13 protein-coding genes are annotated in these 13,984 nt (G+C 54.5%); 1 reads left to right on the top strand and 12 read right to left on the bottom strand.

The window, feature by feature from the left end; translation table 11 throughout:
- The first annotated feature begins 18 nt into the window (after nucleotides 1–18).
- Complete coding sequence (locus DCCM_RS06095; RefSeq protein ID WP_104371548.1) at nucleotides 19–615, top strand: class I SAM-dependent methyltransferase; 597 nt, start codon at nucleotides 19–21, stop codon at nucleotides 613–615.
- A 154-nt stretch (nucleotides 616–769) separates the two neighbouring features.
- On the opposite strand, the gene DCCM_RS06090 is transcribed toward DCCM_RS06095, so the two are convergent.
- The 12 genes from DCCM_RS06090 to DCCM_RS06035 all read right to left on the bottom strand — a co-directional run bounded on the left by DCCM_RS06090 (nucleotide 770) and on the right by DCCM_RS06035 (nucleotide 13,787).
- A complete protein-coding gene (locus tag DCCM_RS06090) occupies nucleotides 770–1,543 on the bottom strand; it encodes an ATP-binding protein (RefSeq protein WP_104371547.1) in 774 nt (257 codons plus the stop codon).
- A gap of 56 nt (nucleotides 1,544–1,599) precedes the next feature.
- Entirely contained in the window at nucleotides 1,600–2,481 is an 882-nt protein-coding gene (locus tag DCCM_RS06085; RefSeq protein WP_104371546.1) for a class I SAM-dependent methyltransferase, read from the bottom strand.
- Nucleotides 2,482–2,508: 27 nt separating this feature from the next.
- The gene (locus DCCM_RS06080) at nucleotides 2,509–3,360 is read right to left on the bottom strand and encodes an ABC transporter permease (RefSeq protein ID WP_104371604.1); all 852 of its coding nucleotides are present in this window, start codon (nucleotides 3,358–3,360) and stop codon (nucleotides 2,509–2,511) included.
- Between the two features lie 31 nt (nucleotides 3,361–3,391).
- Nucleotides 3,392–4,402 (bottom strand): ABC transporter permease, encoded by a 1,011-nt coding sequence (locus DCCM_RS06075; RefSeq protein WP_373855400.1) that lies wholly within the window; start codon nucleotides 4,400–4,402, stop codon nucleotides 3,392–3,394.
- Nucleotides 4,403–4,424: 22 nt separating this feature from the next.
- A complete protein-coding gene (locus DCCM_RS06070) occupies nucleotides 4,425–6,026 on the bottom strand; it encodes an ABC transporter substrate-binding protein (RefSeq protein WP_104371545.1) in 1,602 nt (533 codons plus the stop codon).
- A gap of 32 nt (nucleotides 6,027–6,058) precedes the next feature.
- On the bottom strand, nucleotides 6,059–6,382 hold the full coding sequence (locus tag DCCM_RS06065) for an ATP-binding cassette domain-containing protein (protein WP_165792029.1): 324 nt from the start codon (nucleotides 6,380–6,382) through the stop codon (nucleotides 6,059–6,061).
- A gap of 20 nt (nucleotides 6,383–6,402) precedes the next feature.
- Nucleotides 6,403–8,121 (bottom strand): ABC transporter ATP-binding protein, encoded by a 1,719-nt coding sequence (locus DCCM_RS06060; protein WP_104371543.1) that lies wholly within the window; start codon nucleotides 8,119–8,121, stop codon nucleotides 6,403–6,405.
- 241 nt (nucleotides 8,122–8,362) lie between these two features.
- Nucleotides 8,363–10,810: a heavy metal translocating P-type ATPase gene (locus tag DCCM_RS06055; RefSeq protein WP_104371542.1), complete on the bottom strand. Its 2,448-nt coding sequence runs from the start codon at nucleotides 10,808–10,810 to the stop codon at nucleotides 8,363–8,365.
- A gap of 25 nt (nucleotides 10,811–10,835) precedes the next feature.
- Nucleotides 10,836–11,036, bottom strand: a complete 201-nt coding sequence (locus DCCM_RS06050) for a CopZ family metallochaperone (protein ID WP_104371541.1) — start codon at nucleotides 11,034–11,036, stop codon at nucleotides 10,836–10,838.
- A 14-nt stretch (nucleotides 11,037–11,050) separates the two neighbouring features.
- Nucleotides 11,051–11,308 carry a metal-sensitive transcriptional regulator gene (locus tag DCCM_RS06045; protein WP_104371602.1) on the bottom strand — a complete coding sequence of 86 codons (258 nt, stop codon included), beginning with the start codon at nucleotides 11,306–11,308 and terminating at the stop codon, nucleotides 11,051–11,053.
- Nucleotides 11,309–11,394: 86 nt separating this feature from the next.
- Nucleotides 11,395–13,338: a heavy metal translocating P-type ATPase gene (locus tag DCCM_RS06040; RefSeq protein ID WP_104371540.1), complete on the bottom strand. Its 1,944-nt coding sequence runs from the start codon at nucleotides 13,336–13,338 to the stop codon at nucleotides 11,395–11,397.
- Between the two features lie 29 nt (nucleotides 13,339–13,367).
- On the bottom strand, nucleotides 13,368–13,787 hold the full coding sequence (locus DCCM_RS06035; RefSeq protein WP_104371539.1) for a MarR family winged helix-turn-helix transcriptional regulator: 420 nt from the start codon (nucleotides 13,785–13,787) through the stop codon (nucleotides 13,368–13,370).
- Nucleotides 13,788–13,984: the final 197 nt, after the last annotated feature.

Below are 13,984 nucleotides of genomic sequence, written 5' to 3'. Positions count from 1 at the left end.
TTAGAGGGAGTGAAATTTATGCTGCTAAAGGACTTTTTCGATGACATGGCAGACCGGTGGGACTCCATCATGGGACCGGAGGTGGCCGCCAAGCTGCGGGCAATTCTTAAAGATTGCGGCATTCCAAAGGGCGCCGCGGTGCTGGACGTGGCCTGCGGCACGGGCATTTTAACCCCCATTCTGCTGGAATTGGTCGGGCAGGAGGGCTCGGTAACCGGGGTGGACTTTGCTCCCCAAATGATTGAAAAAGCCAGGAGCAAGGACTTCGGCGCCAACGCGCGTTTCCTGGTGGCCGACGTCATGACGCTGGATAACGAAAACAACAGTTATGACTACGTCGTTTGCAACGGGGCTCTGCCTCACTTTCCCGACCAGAAGGGCGCCATGCGGGTAATGCACCGGGTGCTTAAAAGCGGAGGCCGGCTGTTAATCTGCCACGCCAGCAGCCGGGAGGAAATAAACGCCACCCACCGCAACCTCGGTCCGCCGGTTGACGGCGACTTATTGCCCACAGCCGCTGAACTCAAATACATGCTGGAGGATACCGGTTTTATTGACATCACTTTCGAAGACAAACCGGACCGGTTCGTTTTTCTGGCCCTGAGGCCCCGGTAAAAACCAATACGGTCAGCCCCCCCGATTTGAATCAACCTATCTTAACCACGGCGCCGGCGAGAGTAACTAAAAAAAAGAGGCCCTTATTCCCCATTACAGGGGAATAAGGGCCTCCGTAGCCTTGTTAATGACATTGTTTGGTCTCTTGCTCTTATCATCCGGCCAGCTTATCGATTATCCCGCCCACATCTTCGCGCAACACATTGATATCCACCGGGTTCCCCGTGAGGTTGGCCTGATTGACGTCCGCGGAGTAATTTAAAGCGGCGCCGATTTCAATCCCCCGCCCGGTCAGTTCCTGACGCAAAACAGGTCCCGTATTTTCATCCAATTTATTAATCACCACAATAAATTTTTTATTTGCTTCTCCGGCCAATTCCCTGGCCTTTTCAGTTAATAAAACCGATTCATAAGAAGGGTCCGCCACCATCAGCACGATATCCGCACCTTCCAAAATACCGCGCCCGAAGTGCTCCACGCCCGCCTCGGTATCAACTATGGCCCATTCGTTTTCACTTACTTGCAGTTCATTTAATAACGACCTCGTTATTGAACCCATGGGACAAGCGCAGCCCTCCATGCTGTGTTCTATTTTACCGATGCGCAAAACACCCACCGGCCCATGCCAGCTAACGCATTCGGCCGGTAGATTTTCCAAAGTTAAATTATCTCTAAAAAAGCTTAATTTTTCTTTTTTTTCCTGCTGCATTGAAGCCAGAAGTTTATCCCGCACCGCTGATTTCCCGCCCAGGAAGCCCATTAAAGTCATCGCCGGCGGTTCCTGGCCAAGCATCCTTCCCAAACCAAGATTGGACTCGTCGGTATCAATGACTAAAACCTTCCCCCGTTCTTCCAACGCCTTCGCCAAAAGAGCCGCCATTGTGCTTTTGCCGCTGCCTCCCCGGCCACTCACTATTATTTTCGGCATTTAAAATCCCCCTTCGCCTTTTATTTTGCTCCATCTCACCCGATAGTGCGCCCCTTTTAGGCAATTTCGTCCACCCGCCACAGCATCATGCCGTGGCATATTTTTTGTTCCTGCCTGAAGATACCGTTTTCCGCCCGCTCTTTTACATAATCCTCAATCACCTGCCTTACCTCCGGGGTGACGTCCAGATAACTCCAAAAAAACTGGGACAGGTTTTCCACCGCTTTTTCCACCGTATGTTCTTCCACCCGCCGGATATGCACAAAGCTCATTTTAGGCCGGTAGCCGGAAGCGTACAACAACCCGAAGGGATAAAGGATATCCCCCGCGGGGCAGCCGATATCCTCGTTAAAAAACCGCTGCCAGAGATCCCGGTGGGCCTGCTCCCAGCGCGGGCCGGAATGCCCGCTGTAATAACAGTATTTCCGGGACACGTCCAGCATTTTTTGCAGTGTTTCCGGGTCACTTACTCCGGGGGTCATGGAAGCGAACACCAGGTCAAATCCGCCCTTCAGCCAATCCTCTTCCAGCGCCACTTCCTGCCAGAGACGATTAATTATACTGACATTATTTAACTTTTCAGCCTCAATCCTTTTTTCCATCACCCGCACCATTTCCACGGCCGGCTCCAGGGCGGTCACCTCCGCGCCCGCAAGCGCCATGGGAACGGCGAAATTACCCGGCCCGGCGCCTATATCCAGCACCTTCACCCCGGGAGCCAGTACATTCTCCTGACGCAGCAGTTCGTGAACAGCTTTACTCCGCCGCTCGCCCCCAGGGCCCCGGGTGCGCTGGGCATACCCGGCTGCCTGGCGATTCCAGCTTTCCACTTGTTCCCGCTCATTCCTGTGGCGGCGCCTGGCAGTGGGTGAGTTTTCTCTGGCGTCCAGCCATAGACGCACCCAAAATTCACGATCACCGGTAGCACAAGATTGCATATAAATATCCTCCTCTTTTGGTATATTTCAATGAACAGAAAAGCGCCTTCCACCCAGTCGCGGGTCGGCTATTCTTTCCAGCTCGCGGCTCATAAAAGCCAACGCCGTTACCATCATGGTCAGAGCCAGCCACGGATACAGCAGCCACCACTTCCAAAAATCCGTAAAATATATCCCTTTGAAACTGGTGGCGTGGTGTATAATCAATCCCCAGCTTTTGGAGGTGGGATCCCCAAGCCCCAAAAAGGAAAGCCCGGCTTCGGATACAATGGCCCTACCGGTAAGCCTGATCATATTCACCGCCACCAGCGGAAAAACCTCGGGCAGAAAATGCTTCCACATCAGGTACCAGGCGCCGGCGCCATATGTTTCCGCCGATTTGATATAGCTTTGCTCCTTCAGGGCCAACACCTGGGAGCGGGTGATTCTGGCCGGAAAGACCCAGGAAAACAAAGCCAGCACCACTATGATATTGAGCAGGCTGGGTCCCAGGAAGGCCGCCAGAACAATCAACAGCGGAAAATCCGGCAAAACAATCATAATATCAATTAGCCGCATTATAAACTTATCGGGCCACCCGCCCAGATACCCCGCAATAATACCAACCAGGCCCCCACCCAGGGCCGCCAGAAAGGCGGTGCCCAAACCCACCAGCAGGCTGACTCTGGCCCCGTAACATATCTGGGCCCAAAGATCAACGCCCAGCTCGTCGGTGCCCAGAAGATGCTTCCCCCCGGGCGGCTGGAGAGGGGCCCCAGTAGAAGTGTTGTGGGGGTGAATGGAAAGGCCGGGGGCAAATACAGCTAAAAGCAGAATCGCCAGAATAACAGCGGCACTCAGTTTACCGGACCAGGAAAAATCATGGAACCATTTAATCATTTTAACAGGCTGTGCAGGTATATTCTTCAATTTAACCTCCACGTGTTCCACCGTAGTCGCCAATCCGCGGGTCGAGTATTCGGTAAGCCAAATCGGCAAAGAAATTAGCCAGCAGAACAAATATTGTTACCACCAGGAAAATTCCTTGCACCACCGGGTAATCGTGAACCCGGACCGCTTCCCTCATCAAATAGCCCAGCCCGGGGTAAGCAAAAACGTTTTCCACCAGTATGGCGCCTCCCACAAGGGAGCCAAGACTCAAAAAGACGCGGGTGGTTATGGGAAGCAGGGCATTGCGCAGCGCATGACGGAATATAACTCTCCCGGGGGTAAGTCCCTTGGCCCAGGCGGTACGCAGGTAATCCTTTTCCAGCACGGTGGTCATGCTGTTTCTGGAAAGTAAATACATACCGCCCAGCCGGGCGACAGTTAAAGCCATTACGGGCAAACAGGCATGATGCAGAATATCCAGCAGCTTTTCCCAGCGGTTTCCGTAATCGGCAAAATGCGTTAAAGCCCCCGACAGGGGAAACAGCCCCAACCCCGCGGCAAATACAAACAGCAGCACCAGCCCCAGGAGAAAGGCCGGTATCTCCGATAACAGGATCAGGCTGAAAAACAATACTTTATCCGGCCACCGCTCCCGGTACCAGGCGGATAAGCTACCCAGAATCACGCCGATGCAAGTGCTGAGCACCAGCGCCGCCATGACCATTAAAATGGTCCATGGCAGCCGGCGCAGTATAATCACGCTTACCGGTTCCCTGTAATAAACGCTGTAGCCCAGGTCTCCCCGACACAGTTCGCCCAAATAGGTAAAATATTGCACACCGGCAGGTTTGTCCAGGCCGTAGTGGTGAAGGTAGAACTCCCTTTGCTCTTCATTGAGGACTATCTCCTCCTGTTCCGGACTGTCCGAGGAAAGCACCAGAAAAGGGTCGCCGGGCATCATCCTGGGCAGAAAAAAATTCAGGGTAATCACAATTAAAATGGTGAACCCGTATTCCGCCAGCCTGAAACCGTTTTTTTTCAGCCGCCCCACGCCCCCGCCACCTCTCAAATCTCTAATCCTTTACAAAATTTATTCGCTGGTCGTGGTGATAAGTTTCCTCGCTCCAGCCGTCATACACCGCCGGCCGGTGCACCGCCAGCGTGTTTCTGTAGTAAAGGGTTATTTTGGGCACTTCTTCGGCTACAATCCGCTGCAATTCCGCCATCAATTCCTTGCGCCTGGCAGGGTCGGTTTCCTTCTCCTGGCGGCTGTATAGACTGTCAAGCCCGGGATTTTTGTAACCCATTGTCTCCCCGGTGGCGGAAGTCGCCCTGGCCCGGGCCAGATTGGTCAGTTCTTCCAGGCTTTCACCGCCGCCGCTGCCGTTGATGCAAAGCTCGTAATCCCCGTTTTTAAAACGGTCATCCCGGGTCTTTTGATCCACAACCTGAACCCTAACCTCCACACCCACCAGGGCAAGCTGCTGTTTGATCAGTTCCCCCAGACGACTGCTTCCCTCGTCGGCCAGCAGTAAAAAGCTCAGTTTTTCTCCCTTGCTGTTTTGCCGCACCCCGCCATCGGCTTTTTCTTGATAGCCCAGCCCCTCCAAAAGCTCTTCTGCCTTTTGCCGGTCATAGGGATACTGGGGAACATCGGGATTGTACAATTCATTGCCGGGATGCAGCACTCCCGGGTTTCCCGGCACCGCGGCGCCGCGCTCCACCTTTTCCACCAGATCCCGGCGGTCGACGGCATATACCAGGGCCCGGCGCAAATCTTTCGACAACAGCTCCGGTCGGTTTTTCATATTAAAATAAAGCCGGTAGGCCCAGGTGGTTTCATACTGCATAACCCGGTACTCCGGATTGCTTTCAAACCGGGACAGAACATCCGGGGTAATATTGATCCGGTCAATTTCTCCCTGTTCAAAGGCCAGTATATCCTCGCTGGCCGGAATGAACGCAAGCACTTTAACCCGCGGCTGCTCGCCCCAAAATTTGTCGCTGGCCTCAAAACGGTAAGTGCCGTGCTCCTTGCTGTAATCAACCAGCCTGTAAGGGCCTGTTCCCACGGCGGCTCCGGGAGCAACAAAATTAAGGGGGTCGGTGACATTCTCCCAAATATGCCTGGGGATGATTTTTAAACCTGCCAGGCCCGCCAAAAAGTTGGGGTCCGACTGAATAAGTTCAACCAGGATAGTCAGGTCATCCACAGCCGACATTTTTTTGACGCCGGTCAAATCGACAGCCGATACCGGAGGATAGCTTTTTGCGTATTCATAGCTGAAAATCACGTCATCTGCGGTAAACGGCTTGCCGTCATGCCACTCTGCTCCGGGCCGGAGCTTAAAGGTGTAAGCCAAGCCATCCTTGTTCGACTGCCACTCGGCAGCCAGTGCGGGTTGAATATTCCCGCCGGTGTCACTGGTCACCAGGCTGTCAAAAACCAGGCTCATTTTTCTGGAGCCCGGCCCCCTGGGATAATAAGTATACGGATTGGGATACCCCCAATCTCCTCCCGCCAGATTGATTTGATCGGCCTGCTGCCGGCCGGTCTGCTCCGAAGCGGGTTCTTTTGTATCATCGGACTGTTCCCCGCCGCAACCCGTCAACAGTAGTCCAAGCAAACAAATTAATAATAAAATTGCTAAGGCCGGCAATTTTTTCTTTAACATTTTTGCAATCCCTCCCGTCTAAAAATACCCGGTCATTGCGAGCATTCATAAAGGCGCCTGTAAAGCTCACTTTGACCGTATACCTGTTCGTGCTTCCCCGAGGCTGCAACAACACCTCCCTTCAATATAACAATCTGATCGGCCAGCTCCGCCAGGGCATATCTGTGGGTGATGATGATCCCGGTGCGGCCCTGGAGCAATCGGGCCAGCGCCTGTTTGACAACGGCCTCCGTAAGGCTGTCCAGGTTGGAAGTAGCTTCGTCGAGCGCCAGAATAAGCGGATTGGCCAGCAGCGCCCGCACCAGGGCGACGGCCTGGCCCTGACCTCCGGAAAGGCATTCGCCCCGCCGCCCCACTGGGTTTGAAAACCCTCCGGTTAAACCCAGTCTCGCAAAGCCTCTCTCATCAGCTGCTTGGTATAGGCATGCCTGGGGTTCTCAAATATCTCGAAAGACAGACCTCTTTCCACTATTTCGCCGTTATACATAACATAGACCTTATCGGCGATTTTCCTGGCCAGGTGCAAATCATGGGTTATATACAGCATGGCAAAACCGTGCCGGTTTTGCAGGCCTTTGAGTTCCCTAAGCAGGTTGGCCTGGGTGGAAGGATCCAGCATGGAAGTAACCTCGTCGGCAATCAATAATTTCGGTTTGGTGACCAGAGCTCTGGCGATGGCCAGCCGCTGCCGCTGTCCGCCGCTTAAACCGTGGCAATGCCGGTTCAAAAAACCGGGCTCCACAGGCAGCCGGACCAGTTGTAAAGCCTTCCGCACCTCTTCTTCCCGTTCTTTTTTCCCGCCCCACTTGATGATATCCAGGGGTTCTTTAACCGCCTCCATCACTGTCATGCGATAACTGGTGGCGGAAAAGGGGTCCTGGAAGATAATCTGCATCCCGCCGATCATTTTGGTGACCTGACGGCCGTGAACCATCTCATTCCGATAAGATACCCGGCCCGCGTCGGAGGATATTACCCCGGCCAGTATATGCGCCAGGGTGGATTTGCCGGAGCCCGATTCCCCCACCAGGGCTATCACTTCACCGCTTTTAATTTCCAGGTTCACATTTTGTACCGCTTTAATCTCCAGGTCTTTCAGGCGATAGGTTTTGTGGATCCCTTCCGCCCTGAGAAAATTTTCAATACCCCCCTTATGACAGGCCACCATGCGCTCAATGGCCACGTATTTAAGGGCGGGCTTTGCCCGGCCGCAGTTCTCTTCCCCCTGGCAGCAGCGGGGGTAAAAAGCGCAGCCCGCGGTGGAGGCGCCTGATAATAGTTCACCTTCAAGACCCCACAGGTCTTTATATTTGAAAAGGTTGGGCGATGAGTTCAGCAGTCCCCGGGTGTAACAGTGCAGCGGGTTTTTCAGCACTTCCGAAGTCATGCCCGCTTCCACCATCCGGCCGCAATACATGGTCATAACCCTGGCGGTAAGTTTTTTAATTACGCCCAGGTCATGGGATATCACCACCATGGTGTAGCCAAGGTTTTTTTGCAGCTTCTGCAGTAATTGCAGAATTTCATTTTTGCTTAACGGATCCAGGGCTGTGGTGGGCTCGTCGATCAGCAGCACTTTGGGGTCGCAGGATAAAGCCATGGCCAATAATACACGCTGCCGCATCCCCCCGGATAGCTGGTGCGGGTAACTATGCCGCCGGCGCGGATCCAGGCCCACCATTTCCATGAGTTTGATCACCTGTTGATCAATCTCCGGCGGGGAAAGTTGGGTATGGGTTTTTATGGGCTCACCTATTTGCTCTTTTATGCTGAGCACCGGATTAAGCACTTCCAAGGAGTTCTGAAAAACGATGGCTATTTCTTTCCACCGGTATTTTTTCAGTTCTTTTTCCGGCAGGCCGTTTAACTTCCGGCCTTGATAAAGAATATCCCCCTCAACGCCGCCATGCTTAATCAGTCCCATGATCCCCAGGACCAAGGAGCTTTTTCCGCAGCCGGACTCACCGATAATGCCCAGGCTCTCCCCCTTTTTCAACTGCAGGGAAACGCCGTCCACGGCTTCAACCGGCGGTACGCCATGATACCTGACGGTTAATTGATTGATTTCCAAAAGATAATTACTCTCAGCGGCCAAAGCAATCAATACCCCTTTAAAGACATTTTTTACACAAAAAAACCACGAAGACTCATTCCCCGCCTGTTAGTGCGGGAAAAAGCCTTCGTGGCTCTGCTGTTATCCGTATTAAACCGCCTGAAACTACTTTTCGACTTACTATACCATAAATATGGGCATACTTCAATAATTTACTATTACATACCTTCCGCTCACTGCCCCGGCCTTATACTTGTATAAGCTCCTTTGATAATGAAAAATTCTACCGGCCGGGCCTGAAGCGTTTGATCCGCAGGGCGTTGGACACCACCGACACGGAACTGAATGCCATGGCGGTGCCGGCCACCACGGGATTTAAAAATCCCAGGGCGGCAATGGGGATGCCGATGACGTTATAAATAAAGGCCCAGAACAGGTTCTGCCGGATGTTCCGGATGGTGGCCCGGCTGAGGGCGATACTGTCCACCACGCTGCGCAGGTCGCCCCGGACCAAAACGATATCGGCGGCCTCAACGGCAACGTCTGTTCCGCTGCCGATGGCAAACCCCACATCGGCCTCGGCCAGGGCCGGGGCGTCGTTGATGCCGTCGCCCACCATGCCCACCACTTTTCCCCCGGCCCGCAGTTCAGCCACTTTTCTGGCCTTGTCTTCCGGAAGCACCTGGGCCAGCACGTGCTCTTCATCAATCCCCGCCGCCCGGGCGATGGCCCTGGCGGTCAGCTGGTTGTCGCCGGTGAGCATCCATACCTCAAGGCCCATTTTGCGCATCAAATCCACCGCCTCCACGGAGGTGTCCTTGATGCTGTCGGCTACGGCCAAAATGGCGGCCGGTAAACCGTCCAGGGCCATGAGCATGACTGTCTTGCCCTCGCTCTCCAGCCTTTCAATACCGGTTTCAAAAACTCCTGGCAGCTCAATGCCTCTTTCCCGCATCAGCCGGCGGGTACCCAAAAGGATCCGCGTCCCGTCCACTACGGCCTCGACTCCCCTGCCCGGGATCGCGGTAAAGGAAGTAGCCGCCCCGGCATTCTGCGGTACGGTTTCCGCTTTTTTAACCACCGCCTGGGCTACGGGGTGCTCGGAACCCCTCTCCGCCGCCCCGGCCAGCTGCAGCAGGTAGTCATCCCGGCCGGCCATATCCGGGGCCGGGATCAAGTCGGTGAGGACCGGTTCTCCGTGGGTGATGGTGCCTGTTTTATCCAGCACCACGGTATTGACCCGGTGAGCCCGCTCCAGGTGTTCCCCGCCTTTGATCAGGATGCCGTATTCCGCTCCTTTGCCCGTTCCCACCATAATGGAAGTGGGCGTGGCCAGGCCAAGGGCGCAGGGACAGGCGATCACCAGGACGGCGGTGAAGTTTAAAATCGCCCTGGTCATGTTGCCGGGGTCGCCGAAGAAATACCAGCCCAGCAAGGTAAGCACGGCAATACCGATCACCGCGGGCACAAAGTAACCGGAAATCACGTCCGCCAGCCGCTGAATGGGCGCCTTGGAACCCTGGGCCTCCTCCACAAACCGGATAATTTGCGCCAGGGCCGTGTCCCGGCCCACCCGCAGGGCCTCAAAGCGGAAGGTGCCCAGCTTGTTTAAAGTAGCGCCGGTCACGGGGTCGCCTTCCTTTTTATCCACCGGCAGGCTTTCCCCGGTGAGCATTGATTCATCCACCGCGGAACGCCCTTCCCGGATCACCCCGTCCACCGGTATCTTTTCACCGGGCCGGACCACCACCAGATCGCCCACCAGCACCTCTGCCACCGGAACATCGACCTCGCTGCCGTCCCGGAGCACCCGGGCGGTTTTAGCCTGCAGGCCGGCCAGCTTTTTCAGCGCCTCGGAGGTTTTGCCCTTGGCCCTGGCCTCCAGCATCTTGCCCAGCAGAATCAGGGTAAGAAGCACTGCGCTGCTCTCGAAATAAACGTGGTGCAGTCCCAGCCCGGGGCCCCAGAAGGTCACCACCGTGCTGTAAATGTACGCGGTGCTGGTCCCCATGGCCACCAGCACCGACATGTTGGCGCTCCGGTTCTTTAAGGCTATAAAGGCGTCGCGGTAAAAGTGGTAACCGGCCACCAACTGCACCGGGGTGGCAAAGAAAAACTGGAACAGGGCGTTGTGCAGCACATGGGGAAAAAACCGCTCAAAGGGAGCGAACATCCCCAGCATACCGACAAACAGCGGGAACGAGAAAAGCGCCGCGAAAACAAATAAAAAAAGCTGCCTTTTGAATTCCCTTTCCCGCTGGTCATTTTCACGGCCGGTATGCTGATCATCAATAATGCGGGCTTCATAACCCAGTTTCGTAACGGCGTCAACCAGGACAGCGGGGCTGGCCTGGCCGGGATAGTAGGTCACGGCGGCTTTTTCGGTGGCCAGGTTGACAGCGGCGTCCGCCACGCCGGGCAGCGTCTTCAACCCTTTTTCAACCCTGGCGGCGCAGGCCGCGCAGCTCATTCCGCCGATGGCCAGGTCCAGCTTTTCCTGCGGGACATCGAAACCGAATTGCCTTACTTTTTCCACCATTTGTTCCGGTTTTACCAGTGCGGGGTCATAGTCCACAGTGGCCTTTTCAGTGGCCAGATTAACCCTGGCGGCGCTCACCCCCGGCATTCCGGACAGTCCTCTTTCCAGTCTGGCGGAGCACGCCGCGCAGCTCATCCCTGTAACTGTGAATCCAATCCTGGACAGCTCCAGCTCCTTTTGCGCTTCAGTCATGCGATGCCATACCTCTTTCCAAAAATCAACTCTTTACTTCGTACCCGGCCTTGGTCACCGCCTCAACCAGTTGCTCCCGGGAGGCGCTGCCCTTCACCGTCAATTCCTTTTGCTCCAGGTTCACCAGGGCTTCCTCCACTCCAGCCACTTCCCGGGCAGCTTTTTCCACCGCCATTTTGCAGTGATTGCAGCTCATGCCTTCCACCTTTAACACTGTTTTACTCATCGTTATAACCTCCCTTAACTTTTATTGATCAGCCTGGCAACGGTTTTTGTCAATTCGGCAACCACTTCTTCGTCGCCGGCTATCAGCTGGTCCTTGATACAGGTCCTGATATGCTTTTCCAGCAGCAGCTTGGCCACTCCGCTCAGGGCGGACTGGGCCGAAGCAATTTGATTCAACACATCGTCACAGTATACTCCCTCTTCAATCATCCTTTTTATGCCGCGCACCTGTCCTTCAATGCGGTTAAGGCGATTTGACAAATCCTGCGTCATTTTTTCGTCACGCCAGTGTCGTTGTTTGTTTCCGGCGGTTTGACAACCCGGGCATTGTTTTGCTTTTTGTTCTTCCAGTTTATTTTTCACCTCCTGGAATTAATAGTATACCCCCCTACCCTATATGTCAATAATTTAATTATCCTGCCGGCGGGCCCAGGAGATTTAACCGGCTCGGTCCCCCCGGCGAATCCTCTCAGCCGGGCCGAGTTCAACACCACCAGTACGGACCCGACATTGTGGGCGAAGGCTCCCGTTACCGGATTTAACAGCCCCGCTCCCGACGCCGCCAGGGCCAGCAAGTTAAACACAACGGCAAAACCGATGTTAAAATTGATGGTTTTAAGGGTTGTCCGGCCCAGTTGCATCAGGTACGGCAGTTTGGCCAGGTTATCCTCCAGCAGGGCGATGTCCGCCGCTTCCATGGCCACATCCGTTCCCATGGCGCCCATGGCAATGCCGATATCCGCAGCGGCCAGCGCCGGGGCGTCGTTGATCCCGTCACCGACCATGGCCACTTTATGGCCGGATCTTTGCAATTCCTGAATATGATTAAGCTTCTGCCCGGGCAAAAACCCGGCCCAAAACTCCCGGATTCCGCTTGCCCCGGCAACATGGGCCGCCACCCCGTATTCGTCGCCGGTGAGCATCTGGATGCGCTTCAAACCGGCCCCGGGCAGGGACTTTACTAAACCTTCCGCACCGGCCCGGATATTATCCTTAATATATATTGCCCCGATTATTATATCGTTTTCCTTAACCAGCAGAGTTTTAACGCCCGGTTCAGATTGCGCGCCGCCCATTGTCCCATGCCCGGACGCTTCGGCGCCCACAAATATGTTCTTCCCCTCAACCGCCGCCTCCACACCCAGGCCGGGAATATTTTTAAAAGCCGCCGGTTCGGCAATTACCAACTCCCTTTGCTCCGCGGCCTTCAGAACAGCCCGGGCCAAGGGGTGTTCTGAATATTTTTCCGCCGCCGCCGCCAGGGCCAGGACATGTTCCTCCGGGACCCCGTTCAAGGGGGTAATCCCGGCAACCACGGGATTGCCGGTGGTCAGAGTGCCGGTTTTGTCAAAAACAATGGTGTCAATCCGGGCCACCTCTTCCAGTAAAGCGCCGCCTTTAATCAATATGCCGTTTTTGGAGGCGTTCCCCAGGGCCGCCACAATGGCGGTGGGGGCTGAAATAATAAAGGCGCAGGGGCAGCCTACAATCAACACCGTGATCGCCCGGTGCAAATCTCCGGTCATTAAATACACCCCGATACCAATGGCGATAATAAAGGGGGTGAAATACCCGGCATAACGATCCGTCACCCTTAATATGGGAGCCTTTTGGCTTTCCGCGTCCCGGACCAACTGAATCAGTTTCCCCAGAGTGGTATCCTCGCCCACCTTTCGGGCTTCCACCACGATCATCCCGGAATAGCTGACGGACCCGGCGTATACCGTGTCTCCCACCGTTTTATCCACGGGCAGGGACTCTCCGGTAAGGGAAGACTGGTTCAGGGAAGCGCTGCCCCGAACAACCTCACCGTCCACCGGCACTTTCTCCCCCGGGCGTATAACTGCCTGGTCACCCAACCGGATCTCCCGTACCGGAACGGAAATCTCGACCCCGTCCCGGAGCACCGCGGCTTCCCCCGGACTGAGCCGGATCAGGGCGTCAATGGCGGAACGGGCTTTTTGCGCCGTATACTGTTCCAGCAATGAGCCCAAAACCATGATCAGCGCCACCACCGCCGCAGGCAAGTATTCGCCAATCAACACCGAGGCCACCATGGCCAGACTCACCAGTTCGTCGACGTTAAGCTCCCTGTTCAGCAATCCTTTGCCCGCGCCGAGGATAATCGGCCCCCCCAGCACCACCAGGGCCAGTAACGCCGATATATCCGCCGGGACAGGGTATTCGTTCTTCCCCAATCCGTAACTGCTCAAAATAAGCAAACTGCCGGTCAAAACCAGATAAAACTCTTTCATCTGCAATAATTCCCGGTACTTGCCGAGATTTGTATATCTGCCGATCATACCGCCGTCTCCTCTCGTCAACTTATAAATTAAAAAGTCTCGGCATTAATTTTTTTAAGCGCGTTAAGCAGCTGTTCTATTTCGGTATCGGAAAGGACGGAAAGCATTTGTTCGGTTAACTGCAAATGGTATTGGTGATGTTCCTCAAAGGCTTTCATACCCTTTTCCGTCAGCACAATCAGGTTGACCCGCCTGTCTTCACTGCTTGATTCCCGCCTGGCATAGTCCTTTTTCTCCAGCCTGTCCACCGTTACCGTGGTGGTTCCGGTGGTTACGCCCAACTTTTGCGCCAGGCTCTTCATATTCATTTTTCCGTGCTGGCCCAGCACCTCAATGGCGTGGGCCTCGGAAACCTTCAAGTCGCTGCTGCGGATTACCGAGCTTTCCCAGGAGGAAAAGCCATTAAAAAAAAGCAGCAGTTCATTGGTCATTTCGGCCAGGTACTTCATAAGCACACTCCTTTGAATTTCATATTGTTAGGTTTTTAAATTATTTGATTTTCAATTGAAATAGTAACACAGATAAATTAGTTTGACAATCAAATCTTTTTTGAAAATAAAAAAACGCGCCCCCGCAGCCGCCCTGAGTGTTTTCTATGCTTTCCGGATTCCCGGACCCCAAGACAAAACAAAAAGCAAGTGGATTA

Source organism: Desulfocucumis palustris (assembly GCF_002933875.1).
Classification (GTDB): domain Bacteria; phylum Bacillota; class Desulfotomaculia; order Desulfotomaculales; family Desulfocucumaceae; genus Desulfocucumis; species Desulfocucumis palustris.
Note: the sequence above shows the minus strand (reverse complement) of the source record. Positions and strands in the feature narration are given on the sequence as shown.

Coding starts and splice junctions, on each gene's coding strand:
- DCCM_RS06095 (WP_104371548.1), top strand. CDS start 19: ATGCTGCTAAAGGACTTTTTCGATGACATGGCAGACCGGTGGGACTCC.
- DCCM_RS06090 (WP_104371547.1), bottom strand. CDS start 1,543: ATGCCGAAAATAATAGTGAGTGGCCGGGGAGGCAGCGGCAAAAGCACA.
- DCCM_RS06085 (WP_104371546.1), bottom strand. CDS start 2,481: ATGCAATCTTGTGCTACCGGTGATCGTGAATTTTGGGTGCGTCTATGG.
- DCCM_RS06080 (WP_104371604.1), bottom strand. CDS start 3,360: ATGATTAAATGGTTCCATGATTTTTCCTGGTCCGGTAAACTGAGTGCC.
- DCCM_RS06070 (WP_104371545.1), bottom strand. CDS start 6,026: ATGTTAAAGAAAAAATTGCCGGCCTTAGCAATTTTATTATTAATTTGT.
- DCCM_RS06055 (WP_104371542.1), bottom strand. CDS start 10,810: ATGACTGAAGCGCAAAAGGAGCTGGAGCTGTCCAGGATTGGATTCACA.
- DCCM_RS06050 (WP_104371541.1), bottom strand. CDS start 11,036: ATGAGTAAAACAGTGTTAAAGGTGGAAGGCATGAGCTGCAATCACTGC.
- DCCM_RS06045 (WP_104371602.1), bottom strand. CDS start 11,308: ATGACGCAGGATTTGTCAAATCGCCTTAACCGCATTGAAGGACAGGTG.
- DCCM_RS06040 (WP_104371540.1), bottom strand. CDS start 13,338: ATGATCGGCAGATATACAAATCTCGGCAAGTACCGGGAATTATTGCAG.
- DCCM_RS06035 (WP_104371539.1), bottom strand. CDS start 13,787: ATGAAGTACCTGGCCGAAATGACCAATGAACTGCTGCTTTTTTTTAAT.